Below are 13,833 nucleotides of genomic sequence, written 5' to 3' on the forward strand. Positions count from 1 at the left end.
TGGATACGATATGGCGTCTTAAAGAATATTGTATCTGCGATGTCGTTGAAAACAAAGGAACAAATCGTCATCCCATATGGGTTTTAGTTTATCTAAAAACAGAACCGTTTAGATAACCCCACCATCATTCCGGTTTTAAAAACGCATTCTTTATCATGGCCCCGATACCCGGTACCTCCGGAACTTCAATTACGCCTTTCTCCTTATAAAGGATGCCCCCCTCAACAGGATCTTCGCTGAACATCAGTGCCGTGTCAAAATCAAAATAAACAATATTCGGACTGCAAAGCGCCAGGTGGGCAAAAGCCGTCATGGCCAGCCGCGATTCCAGGAAGGCGCCGATCTGTATTTCCATGCCGGCGGCTTCCGCCAGCCGGATCACTTGCAAAGCGTTATAAATACCGCCGCTTTTTCCAAGTTTGATGTTGATCCGGTCACAGGCATCCAGATCGATCAGCCGTTTTGCGTCGTGCTGATCACCACAGCTTTCATCAGCCATCACAGGAACAGGACTTTCTGCTTTTATCCGGGGCAGCTGCATAAATTCCCAACGGGGTACGGGCTCTTCGCAGTGCTGGATATTAAAGGGTTCAAGGGCCTTCAGGGTTTCGATCGCTTCGGTCACTTCCCAGCCCTGGTTGGCGTCCACACGCAGTGGGATCTCATTGCCCACGGCTTCCCGTATGGCCCGTATCCGCTCCACATCCTGTGCGCCTCCTTTACCGATCTTTACTTTAATGACCGGAAAACCCGCTTCCTTTATCTTTAAGGCATCGGCCGCCATTTTCCCGGGAGCGTCTACGCTTACAGTATAGTCGGTAGCTATTTCCTTATTCTTTTCACCGCCCAGGAACCGGTAAAGCGGCAGCCCCGCATGTTTGGCCGCAATATCATACAGGGCCATATCAAAAGCACTTTTGATACTCTTATTGCCATAAATAATGCGATCCATATCCGCTACCCGGTCTGCGATGCCCAGCGGGTCTTTGCCCAGCAGCGCCTTCTCAAAATACCGCCCTACGATCAGGCCGGTATCTGCCGACTCGCCGTTGATGCTCATAAAAGGGCTGCACTCTCCCCAACCGGTAATGCCGGCATTGGTCTCTATTTGTACCACCACGCTTTCTGCGTTATACATTGGCCCCAGGGAAATGATAAAGGGTTCTTTTAAGGGAATAAACAGCCTGTACAGTCCGATCTTCGTAATGGTCAAAGTTTGCATCTGCTAAAAATACAATTATTCCCCGTTTATAAAAAACAACCTTAACGACCCGCTTCCATTTTAAATCCAATAGGATTGCAAGAGCCGGGAGCCGCGGGTTTTATCCATAATCTCTTTTATGGTTTCACTATATTGGATACGCTTTTATCTGACCATTTCAATTTAAAAGGACCCGCTAGGGCGGATGCATCGCGAGGAAAAACAAAGCAAAAGTAACGGCGGTCTGTAAGCGTTTTCATGCTTTTAATTTGGACAGGACCCGTACTGTTTTGATCGCTTAGAACGCGGCCTTTGAAGACAAGGCGGCAGGCAGGTTCCGATATGTCCGTTCAAATATATTAACGCCGCCATCATTCACACATGCCGGGGATCCGATCGTCAATTGATCGTCACCATTTAAGCGGATAGCATACTCTTTCCCGGAATTATAGGTGGTGTGGAGCATGGTCGATTTTTCCTCGTCTCCGCATACGATCTTTTCATAAATTATAAACGCTGCCTGTTCGGTCTTTTTGTTTTTGCCGTTATACACTTCCATGACTCCGTTGGAATTCAAAAAAACATATTGGGGCGTTTCAGGATAGGGCGTCAGCAACTGACCGAAACCACCCGTTGTACCGGTCAGCTTCCAGGCGCCCAAGAACTTCTGATGCTCTTTTGTAACATTTTCAGAAGATTTTTTGCAGGAAAATCCTAAGATCATCATGATAAGCAGTACTGTAGCAGTTAATCGTTGCATAAATATTAGGTTTATCGTTCAAAAATGGCTTTATAATGAACCGGTATCAAAACGATCTTTATAAATGTATGATCCGCCCGGAGCACAGGCCGCGGTTTGTTCCTTCACAAATCATTTAATAACATGGATGCCGGTCTTTTTTAAACGGAATTTTCGAAAAGATCGCAACAGCCGCTTGAAAATAAAGCGTCTATTTTAATGTCCGCCGCTATGGCTCAGGACTACCGCATTAAAAATAAAAGAAGCTGTATCAAAGCCTTTATTCTGTCTTGCCGAATGACAACACGTTATAAATCGACTTTGAAACAGCCCCTTGATTTCAAAAGCTTCCGGATTATCTCACCAGCTTCAACTCGTTAATAATATTTGTAGCACCACCCAGTTTATCGATGCACCACAGCACATAGCGGATATCCACATTGATGGTCCGGTTAAGGTCTTTGTCAAACGCCAGCTTATGGCTCAGCGCCTCGTAGTTCCCATCAAAGGCCAGGCCGATCAACTCACCCCTGCCATTGATCACCGGTGAGCCGGAATTGCCACCGGTAATATCATTGGAGGTAATGAAGTCCACGACCAGGTCTTTACGAACAGGATCTGCATATTGCCCGAAATCCTTTTTCTTCAGCAATTCTATCTGTTTTTTGGGAAGGTCGTATTCATAATCGCCCGGCTTGTATTTTTCCAGGATCCCCTTCGCCGTGGTTACATAATCGTAAAATACCGCATCGCGCGGCTTATAGGCTTTTACCTGTCCATAGCTTACACGCATAGTAAACGTAGCATCCGGGTACATCATTTTTGCTTTATCCGGGTCCATTGCCATCACCCCTTTCAGATATAAACGGCCATAATCACTATTCTTTGCCGTAAACTCCTGGTATTTAGGGCCAACACGCTCCTGGTAATTGCGGATAAACGCCCCTGCCAGCGCAAAAGCCGGGTCGGCATCCAGCGCTTTTAAATCCGGCTTTTCCGTAAAGCTTTTCCACCGGGCATCATCAAAGACCAGGGTGTTTGCAAATACATCTGCGGCATATTTTTTATAGGTGTCGCCTTCAGAAAGACTTCCGTATTTCGACTGAAGGCCGTCGTAGAAGGCGGCAGGCTGCTGGCTTTTGTCTACATTTTCATAGAACATCCGGACAACTGCAGCCAGGATGTTCTGATCCGAAGGCTTGTCTTCTTCCTTTAAGAACGCTTCGCGGGCAGCAACGGCACCCTCTACTATTTTTGCCAGCTCTTCTTTGGCGGCTTCTGTTACCAGCGCATTTCTCAGCGGTATCAGCGACGCTGCAAAGTCAATGAGCGGGGACCCCATAATACCCTCGTTCAGATATACGCGGGCCTTTGCATAGGGTCTCCACGCGTCATAAGCCTTTGCCCAGTCTGCAAAAACATGCTCGTATTCGGATTTCCCTTTTGCCCAGGCATTGAATCGGTCTTCGGCAGCCTTTTTCTGCCCGTAAACATCATACTTCAGCAATTGCCTGGTTTCCCCGTCGAAAAATTTCCAGTAATTGGCAATCCCCGCATAGCTGGATGCCAGCTTTAATTTTATGGCCGGGTCTTTTTTCATCTGCTCAAACATATATTTCAGACGCACATCCCGGAGCGTTACGAGGGCAGGATTGTTTACATTTGTGGCCAGTTTGATCCCATAGGATGATTCATAACGGTTGGTACCGCCGGGATATCCCCAGATCATGGCAAAATCTCCTTCTTTCACTCCCTTTAATGACACCGGTAAATACCACTTTGGTTTCAGCGGCACATTTGCCGGGTCATAAGCCGCGGGCTGGTTCTGTTTGTTGGCATATACCCGGAAAATGGAAAAATCGCCGGTGTGGCGGGGCCATTCCCAGTTGTCCGTATCCCCGCCAAATTTTCCCACGGCCTCCGGCGGGGTTCCTACCAGGCGGATATCATGGTAGCGCTCGTACACAAATGCCAGGTACTGGTTGCCTTTAAACAAAGGACTTACCCGGGTTTCAATACTTTTGGCCGCATTGCTCATGCGTTTGTTAATGGCCGCCAGCACCTCCGTCTGTTTGCCGGCTCGTTCTTTTCCGCTCAGCGGGCCCAGTGCTGCCATTACCTCTTTGGTCACATCCTCGATCCGCAGCAGGAACTGAACGCTCAGGCTGGTTTTGATCTCTTCGCCCCGGTTACGGGCATAAAAGCCGTCTCTCAGGAAGTTATGATCCACGGTACTGGCACCGGCAATGGCGTCATAGCCGCAGTGGTGATTGGTAAAGATCAATCCTTCAGCACTTACAATTTCACCGGTACACCCTCCGCCAAAGATGATGATGGCGTCCTTCAGCGAGTTCTTATTGATACTGTACAATTGTTCCTTGCTCAGCTTCAGGCCCTTTTTTACCATGTCGTTATACACCTGCCGGCCCAGCAATTGCGGCAGCCACATTCCCTCATCCGCATAGGAGCGGAACACTGCGGTAACCAACACCAGCAGTAACAGAAAACCTCTCTTCATTCGATTTATCGATTTTTTTTAATTTAAAATAATGAGGCGGCAGCCTCCTTAACAAGCGCCCAAACATACAACAAATGTTCGCAAGTTTTCATAGGATGTTGACAGACGGCTGTTTATAACCGCTCGTCTTTAGATGGTTATTAAAAAAAGGCGGATTTCATTAACAGAAATATGATAAAAAGAACCTGTATTTAAATAAACGGGATGCAGCAGTACTAAAAATTGTTTTTGATAAAATAAGGCGTTACAGCTGCCCCGGTTGGGGCTTCTCTTTGGACGGGCAACATGCATCCCCCGGGTTTCTGCTAACTTTATATGGTTGCCGGGTTCGATGATCCCTGAGCCGGACGTTATAAAACCACAGGACCTTCCGATGAAAAAAACGGCCTTTTTATTCTTATGCCTGCTTTGCGGTTCCGCATACGCGCAGGTAAGTGTTGATGCCACAAGAACCTTTTTACAGGAAAAGGGAAAGCCCTTTTTCTGGCTGGCAGATACGGGCTGGGAGCTCTTTCACCGGCTGAGCCGGGAAGAAGCAAGGCATTACCTGGATATACGGCAGCAGCAGGGCTTCAATGTTGTTATGGCTGTTGCGTTGGGTGAGCTGGACGGCATCCGCAAGCCGAATGATTATGGCGACCGGCCTTTCAAAAGCCTGGCTCCGCTAAAATGGGATGCAACACCCGGCAATGACCCGGCAAACGCGGCGGAATATGACTATTGGGATCATGTGGATTTTGTGATCCGGGAGGCCGCCAAAAGAAATATGTATATCGGTTTGTTACCGGCATGGGGCGACAAAGTGGTTCCCGGTGCCGCAGGTCCTGTGATCTTTACCAATCCGGGTATTGCCTTTGCATACGCAAAAAAATTAGCCGAACGGTATAAAGATCAAAAAAACATCATCTGGATCCTGGGAGGCGACCGGCCGGCCGTTGCCGGCGCTGCTGATTACCGCCCTGTTTGGCGGGCTATGGCCAAAGCCATACAGGAAGTAATGGGAAGGGACATCTTTATTGCATATCATCCTCAACAGCGCACCAGCGCATACTTTAAAGAGGAGGATGCATGGTTAAGTATAAATGCCATTCAAAGTGGCCACGCTGCACGGGACATACGCGTATGGGATCTTGTAAGCGCCGGTCTGAAAGCCGTTCCCAAACGGCCCTTTATGGATCTGGAACCCTGCTATGAGGACCATCCTGTTTTTCCCTGGGATGGTCAATGGACAAGGGCCGGAAGAGGTTATTTCTCCGACTACGATGTGCGCGCAAGGATCTACCGGGGCGTGTTTTCCGGCGGTTGTGGCGCGGTATACGGGCATCACCAGGTATGGCAGTTTACAGACACCAGCAGAAATAAACCTTTGTTTATTGGAGACACGCTTATCGGGTGGAAAAAAGCGATCCAGTCGCCGGGCGCCTGGCAGATGCAGCATCTCAAAAAGCTCCTGTTGGCGCATCCGGATTTTCACCGGGAAGAAGACAGCCTGCTCATTGCGTCGGACAGGGGAACCAATTACCGGGATCGCATCATCGCCACCCGGAACCAAAAGAAGACCTACGCCCTCATCTATCTTCCGCAGCCCCATACAATACGGGTGAACCTCGATCGCCTGCAGCAGGGTAACAAAAAAATAAGCTGGTTCGATCCCGTAACCGGAGCGTCACACCTGCTGCCACAGCAATATGACAGAGGAATACAAACTTTTGACCCCCCGGCTAAAGAGCCAAAAGACTGGGTGCTGGTCATAGATATATCCGGGTTTGCATTAAAAGCCGCTTTATAATACGTTGCCGTTCTGAACTCGTTTCAGAACCTACCTCTACATTCAGCCCTTTTAAGGATACCGTGCCTGAGGCCGCTACTGATATATTTCTGCATTTACAATTGCCGGCAGCCGCTCACCCCTCAGCCCGGCGATCACATTCCTTGCTGCCATCACGGCCATCGCGTTACGGGTTTCTACTGTGGCCGAACCGATATGCGGCAGCACGCATACATTGGGCATTTTGAGCAGGGGATTGGCCGGGTCCATCGGTTCGGGGCTGGTCACATCCAGCCCGGCTCCCCAAATGATACCGCTTTCCAGGGCCGCTTTCAGATCCCCTTCATGATGCAGTCCCCCTCTTGCAGTATTGACAAAAATGGCATTCCGTTTCATTTTTCCAAAAGCATCCTTATTAAAAAGCGCTTTTGTTTCCGGCGAAAAATTGGCATGTAAGGAAAGCACATCGCTTTGCACCAGCAGCTCCTCAAAAGAAACATACCGGGCTTCCAGCTCTTTTTCTGCTGCCGGATTGGGCTTCCGGTTGTGATAAATCACAGACATATCAAATGCTGCCCGGCATTTTTTCGCCATCTCATAACCAATGTTTCCCAGGCCGAATATTCCCAGTGTTTTACCATTCAGTTCAATACCCAAATCGGCAACCGGATCAAATTCCTGCCATTTTCCATCCAGGATCTTATGATAATTATAAAAAGCCTTACGGGATGTTGCCAGCATGAGGAGAAAGGCCGTATCTGCCGTGACCCCGCTCAGGACCCCGGGCGTATTGCCCACCGGTATCTTTAGCCGGGTGGCTGCAGCGATCTCTACATTATCATAGCCCACAGAAAAAAGGGACAGTACTTTTAAATGACTGCAGGCCTTCAGAAAAGCAGCGTCTGCCCTTACAAAGCCGACGCTCAGCAGCGCATCGTATGACTGTACCTGCGCGATCAGCTCCTCCTGCGAAAGCTTCTTGTCTGCAATGGCAAAATTGACCCCGGCTTCTTTTAACAGCTGCAAACCTGCCTCCGGAATTTGCTTCGTAATGAATGCGTTCATGTATGAGAATCGAGATTTGAGATTTAAGAATCGAGAACCGGGCATCCGGAAACTCCGACAGGCTCCGGCAACCAGCCTTAGCCATTAAACAGGGTGTGGTGCATGAAGGATCCCATTCGCCATTCACTCCATTGCCCATCCGCTCATCGCCAACGAAGCTACCGCTATTCACCGACATTTTACTTCCTTTTACCCGGCAAAATACACCAAACAAGGTACTATGCATTGCCAAATACTAAATTACTCCAATATCTTTGTGAAACAATCAGCAAAATGAACATCGATAATACACAGAGCCAGATGCGAAAAGGGATCCTGGAATTTTGCATCCTCTCTGTGATCAAACGGGGGGAAGCCTACCCCAGCGACATTATAGAAGAAATGCGGGCCTCGGGACTGCAGATCCTAGAAGGAACGCTTTACCCCCTGCTAACCCGGTTAAAAAACGCCGAAATGCTTACCTACCGCTGGAAAGAAAGCAATAGCGGACCGCCCCGGAAATATTTTTCCCTGACAAAAAAGGGAGAAGGATTTTATAAGGAGCTGGAGCAGACCTGGAACGAGCTTTCCAATGCCGTTAATACCTTAAGTACGAAAACCCTATAACTACAAAACAACGATAATGAAACAGATCATCAACATACAATTAGGCGGCCGCAGCATTGCTATGGAAGATACCGCAGCCCAGAAGGTACAGCAATACCTGGACAGCCTGCGGGTGCATTTTTCGAAGGAGCCGGGTAAAGATGAGATCCTTTCTGATATTGAAGCCCGTTTTTCCGAACTGATGTTTGAAAAGATCAGGAAGGGCGCACCCCATATCACCGATGCGGATGTGGACGAAATGATCGCTACCATGGGCCGCCCCGAAGATTTTGCCGAAGATGCGGAAGCGCAAAGCCAGGGCAGTACCTATACCCATTTTACAAGCGGGAGCCGTAAATTATACCGCGATGCCAATAACAAAGTACTGGGGGGCGTATGCAGCGGGATAGCCAACTGGATCAACATCGACCCCTCTATTGTGCGGGTGCTGTTTGCCATCATTGCCTTCGGCAGCTTCGGCACAGGGCTGCTGATCTACATCCTGCTGTGGATCTTTCTGCCTTCCAGGAACCTGGAAGGGTACCAGGGCAAACGCCTGTTCCGCAACCCGGATGATAAAAAGATCGGCGGAGTGGCCAGCGGCATTGCCGCTTATTTTGGAAAAGAAGCCAGGACCGTACGCCTGATCTTTGTACTGCCGCTTATCCTCAGCATCATCAACGGCATCTTCAGTCACGGGGACTTTGATCCCTTCCGGGGTGTATTTTTCAGTTCACTCAGCGGTACTTTCCTGACCGCCTATATTATTCTCTGGATCGTTTTGCCCGAGGCCATCAGCCCTTACGAAAAAATGGAAATGCATGGCCAGCCGGTAGATCTCAATTCCATCAAACACAATGTCCAGAATTCGATGGGTGATGTTACGGACCGGATCAAGAACTGGGGAAAGGAGGTGCAGCAATCCGCAGAACGGTTTGGCAAAGCCGGTAAAAGCTATGGCCACAACTTTGGACGGGAATTCGGCACTGCCGCCGGAAGAGGAGCCCGTGGCCTGGGGCATGGCATCGCCGTGGTGATCAAAGCATTTTTCCTGATCATTTTCGGAACCATTATCTTTTCGCTCTTCATCGGGCTAATGGCCCTCGTGTTCAGCGGTTATGTATTTGCACCGTTCAATAATTTTTTATGGACCAGCGAAAACCAGCAATTCCTTGCCTGGGCAACAGTGCTCCTGTTTATCGGCGCTCCCATTGTTGGCTCGGTGATCTGGCTGCTCCGCATGATCCTGAATGTAACCACGCCGGGCAATTACCTGAGCTGGTTGTTTGGCGGACTCTGGGCTTTTGGATGGATCTTTCTGGTACTGTTCGTGGGCAGCATCTCCAAAGATTTTAAGAGGAATCGGACCACTGAAACACCCACGGCCATCACGCAGCCCAAAAACGGAAAGCTGATCCTCACCGTCTCCCAGCCGGAGCTGGAATTCAACGGGGATTTCACCTGGATGCGCGACACGGACGGCGACCGCATCTCCGGTTTCAGTCTTACGAAAGACACCCTGAAATTGTCGGACATCTCCATCCGGTTTGAAAAAAGCCCGGACTCGCTGTATCACGTTTCCATCGACCGCCAGAGTTTCGGCAATACGGACGAAGATGCCCTGGCCCGACTGAATAAGATACACTATACGGTCGCTTCAACAGACAGTATCCTGGACCTGGCCAGCGGGTTTTCCATCGATAACACCAGTAAGTACCGGTTGCAACGGGTACAGGTAGTGGTACAGGTGCCTGTGGGTAAAAAGATACAGCTGGACCCATCCGTAAACGAAAAACTCAATACACTCGATATTGATGTAGAATCCGGGAGGACCGGCATCCGCCGCATCCGCGAAAGAAGGAATTACCGTTTTTACACGCCAAATACAGCATATATCATGACGGCCGGCGGTATGCTGAAAAGTGAAAATGCAGCTGCGGAAAGCAGCAAGCCCGGCAGCGCCGACACCGCTTACAGGTGGCAGGAACCGGCCGGCAGCGCCGATACTGCTATAAAAGAAGCGCCCGCCGGAGCATATCGCTATCCTCCCACAACTCCTCAAAAAGACTCAGGGGCATACCGGTACGGGGGCGGCAGCAACAAACCGGAAAACCTTTCACAGGAAGAGCTAAACCGCTTGCTAAAGCAAAAAGAAAAAGAGATCGAAGAACTACGTAAAAAAGTACACCAGTAACCGGCAGCGCCGGGGCCATCCCCGGCGCAGTCCAGCAATTTTTATTCTTCACTAAAAAAACAGGCATATCCCTGCAAGGGATCGTATTGCCCATACATTACAACCATGCGCCCCATTGCAATCCTGATGTTCCTATCCGTCGTCCTGAACCATTTGCAGGCACAGGGACAACACACCGGCAAAACGGTCTCTGGTTTTGTGAAAGACAGTCTTTCAAAAGAGCCGCTGGCATTTGCCACCGTCACCGTTTTTACAAAGGCTTCTGTTCCCGACACGGTGTTTTATTGCAATGAGCAGGGCTTTTTTAATACCCCCGTTCCCCCGGCCGGCCGGCTTGCATTCACCGCTACCGGCCATCATCAAAAAGTGGTTCCGGTCGATTCTTTTGGTTCCCTGCCCGAACCGGTCATTTACCTCAACCCGCAGCAGCAGGAGCTAAAGGGCGTAACGGTTTCTGCCGCCAAACCATTGATCCGGCGCGAAGTGGACAAGCTGGTCTATAATATAGAAGCCGACCCTGAAGCGAAGTTCCGCAACACGCTTGAGATCATGAAAAAAGTGCCCTTCCTTTCTGTAGATGCACAAGGGAACCTGCTGTTAAAAGGCAATTCCAGCTACCGGATCCTCATTAACGGAAAGCCGTCCGGTATGATGGATAACAATGCGGTAGAAGTATTGAAAAGTCTTCCGGCAGCAACCATCCAGAGCATTGAAGTATATACAACCCCGCCTTCAAAATATGATGCGGAAGGCCTTTCGGGCATTATCAACATCATCACCACCAAAAAGCCGGGGCAGGGCTACAAGGGCACTATTCATATCAGCGAAAGTATTCCAACCGGCGGGCCCGGCGCCGGCTTTTCCTTTACGGCCGTGCACAAAAAATTGGGGGTAGAGCTATACGGCGGTGCCAACATCAGCCGCAATCCTCCCGTACAAACGGGCACCACCCGGACAACAAGCGGCGATCAGCCAACATTGCTGACCGTTTCCGGTTCAGGCAAAAACGGCAATGATGGCCGGTACATCGGTTCCCAGTTCAGCTATGAGATCGACTCGCTCCAGCTGGTGACCGCGCAGCTCAATGCCAACGGATTTTATTCAAAAGGGAGCGCTTCAAGATCTTCTGCGCTGGAACAGGCCGGAACGCTGCTCCAGCAGTTCCGGCAGCAGAACATGGTCCGCGGCAAAAACAATGGTTTTGACGGATCCCTGAATTACCAGCTGGGCTTTAAGAACAACAAATCCAAACTGCTCACCGCCTCCTACCGCTTTATGCAATACCGCACAGGGAGCCGGTCTGAAAATGCATTTACCGATCTGATCAACTATGATATCTCCGATTTTAATCAATTCAACAATACTTCCATACAGGAGCAGACCGGTCAGGCCGATTATATCCAGACCCTCAAAAAAATAAAACTGGAAGCCGGGGTAAAAGCCATCTTCCGGCAGCAAAAAAGCGATTTCCACACCCTGCAATATGACGGCAGCTTTTTCTCAGAAGATCCGGCTCAGCAAAATGTATTCGTTAACGATCAAAAAGTGCTTTCAGCCTATAACACGTATCTGCTGGCAATAAAACAATGGAGCATTAAAGCCGGTGCAAGGCTCGAGCAAACCGTCAACCATATCCATTTTCAGTCCACAAATACAGCGGTCAACAATCAATATTTCAACCTGGTACCTGCCATTGTCATCAACCGGAACAGCACAGGCGGCAGCTATATTAACCTGGGATATAACCAGCGGCTGAAGCGGCCCGGCATCAACCGGCTGAACCCCTTTGTAAACCGCTCCAACCCCGACTTTGAAGAAAGCGGGAACCCCGGTCTGAAAGCCACGCGGCTGCACAATTTTGACCTGGGCTACGGCTTTAACCGGAAGCAATCCGTAAACCTGGGGCTCAGCTATGCCTTTGCACACAACTTTGATTTAAGATCCTCCCGGTATGACCCGGCTACCCGCATCACTTATATTACCTATTCCAATTCCGGCGACATCGCCGCGCTGATGCTGAATGCAAACCTGAACCTGGCCGTTACAAAGGCGCTGAAAACGGTGATCAACGGCAATCTCGCCCATTTCTGGATCGAGACAGATGCAGACGCTCAGTCTCAAAGACTGACCCGTTTTATTTATTCCGCATCCCTGAACAATACCTATACCTTCGATAAAAACTGGACTGCTACGGCCTCTGCAGACTTTATCGGAAAGAACATTGCCCCGGCGCAGGTGCAGGGTACGGTGAATGGCTTTATAGCCACCAGTTTCAGCCTGAGTAAGGATCTGTGGAGCGATAAGCTGGCGGTATCTGCTTCTGTCAACAACCCGTTTACAAAATACCGTTCCAGCCGCACGGAAATAACGGGGTTCAACTTTATACAAACCGATCTTACAGAAACCTATTTCCGCAAAGCCAGCATCAGTGTCCGTTACAAGTTTGGCAGATTGAAACAGGACGTTAAACGAAATAAACGAGGTATCAATAACAATGATGTAGCCAATTAAAGACAGGGCTCCGGGCGTAATCCTGTTATTCCTGACCTGCTCCAAAATATAAATGAACAAAGAACTGCGGTTTTGATATACGGTACATCCGCAGCACCATGCATAGGTACGGCCCTCATGAACGCTGTTCTGGATCAGCGGCTACAAGCCCCTCTTTTTAATTTCCTGCTCCACCGTTCCCGGCGTCACCCATATTTGACCGTCGTCATCGTGGTTCAATACATTATAGTCTCCATCCAGCAAAAAACGAAAAGGGATAAACGATACTGCGTACTTTTTTGCCAGCGGGCTTTCCCAGTTTTTCAGATCGGATACGTTGATCCAATGACCAATTTTATCCTCCTTTATGGCCGTCAGCCATTTTTCACGATCGCTATCCAGCGAAACGCTTATGATCTCCAATCCCTTATCTACATATTTTTTATACAGCGCTATCAACCGCGGATGCGTGATCCTGCAGGGACCGCAATCACTTGCCCAGAAATCAACCAGTATCAGTTTTTTATTTTTAACATCAGACAGTTTAAATTCTTTTCCTTCGGCCGTCTGCATCGAAAAATTTTCAAAGCCCCCGTCTTTTGCAATCGCTTTATTCCGTCTCAATCCGTTCAAGAGCCGCTTTATTCCTTCGGTTGACTGCTGAGCGGGCGACAGTTTTGCGATCAGCGCTCCTGTTCCTTCATCCCCATTATAGTGCTTTGCGCCGCGGATCATATCCGGCAATACTTTTGAATCCGGATATTTGCCGATGATACTATCCACGTAGTGGAATGCCCGTTCCCGTTGCGCTTTCCTGTTGGCGGCTCTCTGCGCATCCGTCAATGCCCCGGTTACCTGTTTCTGTTCATTTTCCGGCCTGTGATCAGCAAATCCCTTGTAGGCGGCCTTTCCATAATCGTTATAGATCATGGCATCCAACGGTCCGGTTAGCTTTGGCGTACGCATCAAAACGGGTCCGACGCCGTCCATTTTTATTTCCCTGCATTCCAGTGTGTACACCCCGCCTTCCAGCCAGATGGTGCTGGCGCCGGAACTGTCCGTTGCGATCAATGCCACCCGGGGCACCTGAATGTCGCCGGTTATTTCAAAACTGCCATCCGGTTTTATCACCGCATCAGGAAGACCGGAAATTGTAACATGCCTGCTCCTGCCAAGTAGATCAATACGACCATGAATAACAATTTTTTGTTGGGAAAAACCATACCCAGCGGCAAAGGCAAGCATTATTACCAGGAATAACTTTTTCATAAAA

Annotated in this window: 9 protein-coding genes; 4 read left to right on the plus strand and 5 right to left on the minus strand. The window is 49.3% G+C overall.

Features of this window, described 5'->3' with window-relative positions; genetic code table 11:
• Positions 1–124 precede the first annotated feature (124 nt).
• The 3 genes from B160_RS0109540 to B160_RS0109560 form a co-directional block, all read right to left on the minus strand.
• Entirely contained in the window at positions 125–1,222 is a 1,098-nt protein-coding gene (locus B160_RS0109540) for a mandelate racemase/muconate lactonizing enzyme family protein (RefSeq protein WP_018627687.1), read from the minus strand.
• Between the two features lie 277 nt (positions 1,223–1,499).
• The gene (locus tag B160_RS0109550; protein WP_018627689.1) at positions 1,500–1,961 is read right to left on the minus strand and encodes a hypothetical protein; all 462 of its coding nucleotides are present in this window, start codon (positions 1,959–1,961) and stop codon (positions 1,500–1,502) included.
• Positions 1,962–2,295: 334 nt separating this feature from the next.
• The gene (locus tag B160_RS0109560) at positions 2,296–4,458 is read right to left on the minus strand and encodes a S46 family peptidase (protein WP_018627690.1); all 2,163 of its coding nucleotides are present in this window, start codon (positions 4,456–4,458) and stop codon (positions 2,296–2,298) included.
• A gap of 373 nt (positions 4,459–4,831) precedes the next feature.
• On the opposite strand from B160_RS0109560, the gene B160_RS0109570 reads away from it, so the two are divergent.
• Positions 4,832–6,247 carry a glycoside hydrolase family 140 protein gene (locus B160_RS0109570; protein ID WP_018627692.1) on the plus strand — a complete coding sequence of 472 codons (1,416 nt, stop codon included), beginning with the start codon at positions 4,832–4,834 and terminating at the stop codon, positions 6,245–6,247.
• 75 nt (positions 6,248–6,322) lie between these two features.
• On the opposite strand, the gene B160_RS0109575 is transcribed toward B160_RS0109570, so the two are convergent.
• Positions 6,323–7,291, minus strand: a complete 969-nt coding sequence (locus B160_RS0109575; RefSeq protein ID WP_018627693.1) for a 2-hydroxyacid dehydrogenase — start codon at positions 7,289–7,291, stop codon at positions 6,323–6,325.
• Between the two features lie 273 nt (positions 7,292–7,564).
• On the opposite strand from B160_RS0109575, the gene B160_RS0109580 reads away from it, so the two are divergent.
• The 3 genes from B160_RS0109580 to B160_RS0109590 all read left to right on the plus strand — a co-directional run bounded on the left by B160_RS0109580 (position 7,565) and on the right by B160_RS0109590 (position 12,581).
• Positions 7,565–7,897, plus strand: coding sequence for a PadR family transcriptional regulator (locus B160_RS0109580; RefSeq protein ID WP_018627694.1), 333 nt, complete (start codon positions 7,565–7,567; stop codon positions 7,895–7,897).
• A gap of 16 nt (positions 7,898–7,913) precedes the next feature.
• Entirely contained in the window at positions 7,914–10,070 is a 2,157-nt protein-coding gene (locus B160_RS0109585; RefSeq protein WP_018627695.1) for a PspC domain-containing protein, read from the plus strand.
• Positions 10,071–10,175: 105 nt separating this feature from the next.
• Entirely contained in the window at positions 10,176–12,581 is a 2,406-nt protein-coding gene (locus tag B160_RS0109590; RefSeq protein WP_018627696.1) for an outer membrane beta-barrel family protein, read from the plus strand.
• A gap of 141 nt (positions 12,582–12,722) precedes the next feature.
• Here B160_RS0109590 and B160_RS30540 read toward each other — a convergent pair whose 3' ends face one another.
• On the minus strand, positions 12,723–13,829 hold the full coding sequence (locus tag B160_RS30540) for a TlpA family protein disulfide reductase (protein WP_018627697.1): 1,107 nt from the start codon (positions 13,827–13,829) through the stop codon (positions 12,723–12,725).
• Between the last annotated feature and the right edge of the window lie 4 nt (positions 13,830–13,833).

Source organism: Niabella aurantiaca DSM 17617 (genome assembly GCF_000374125.1).
Lineage (GTDB): Bacteria > Bacteroidota > Bacteroidia > Chitinophagales > Chitinophagaceae > Niabella > Niabella aurantiaca.

Bases quoted from the DNA above. Each gene is read 5' to 3' on its own strand.
- B160_RS0109540 (WP_018627687.1), bottom strand. From the start codon at position 1,222: ATGCAAACTTTGACCATTACGAAGATCGGACTGTACAGGCTGTTTATT.
- B160_RS0109550 (WP_018627689.1), bottom strand. From the start codon at position 1,961: ATGCAACGATTAACTGCTACAGTACTGCTTATCATGATGATCTTAGGA.
- B160_RS0109560 (WP_018627690.1), bottom strand. From the start codon at position 4,458: ATGAAGAGAGGTTTTCTGTTACTGCTGGTGTTGGTTACCGCAGTGTTC.
- B160_RS0109570 (WP_018627692.1), top strand. From the start codon at position 4,832: ATGAAAAAAACGGCCTTTTTATTCTTATGCCTGCTTTGCGGTTCCGCA.
- B160_RS0109575 (WP_018627693.1), bottom strand. From the start codon at position 7,291: ATGAACGCATTCATTACGAAGCAAATTCCGGAGGCAGGTTTGCAGCTG.
- B160_RS0109580 (WP_018627694.1), top strand. From the start codon at position 7,565: ATGAACATCGATAATACACAGAGCCAGATGCGAAAAGGGATCCTGGAA.
- B160_RS0109585 (WP_018627695.1), top strand. From the start codon at position 7,914: ATGAAACAGATCATCAACATACAATTAGGCGGCCGCAGCATTGCTATG.
- B160_RS0109590 (WP_018627696.1), top strand. From the start codon at position 10,176: ATGCGCCCCATTGCAATCCTGATGTTCCTATCCGTCGTCCTGAACCAT.
- B160_RS30540 (WP_018627697.1), bottom strand. From the start codon at position 13,829: ATGAAAAAGTTATTCCTGGTAATAATGCTTGCCTTTGCCGCTGGGTAT.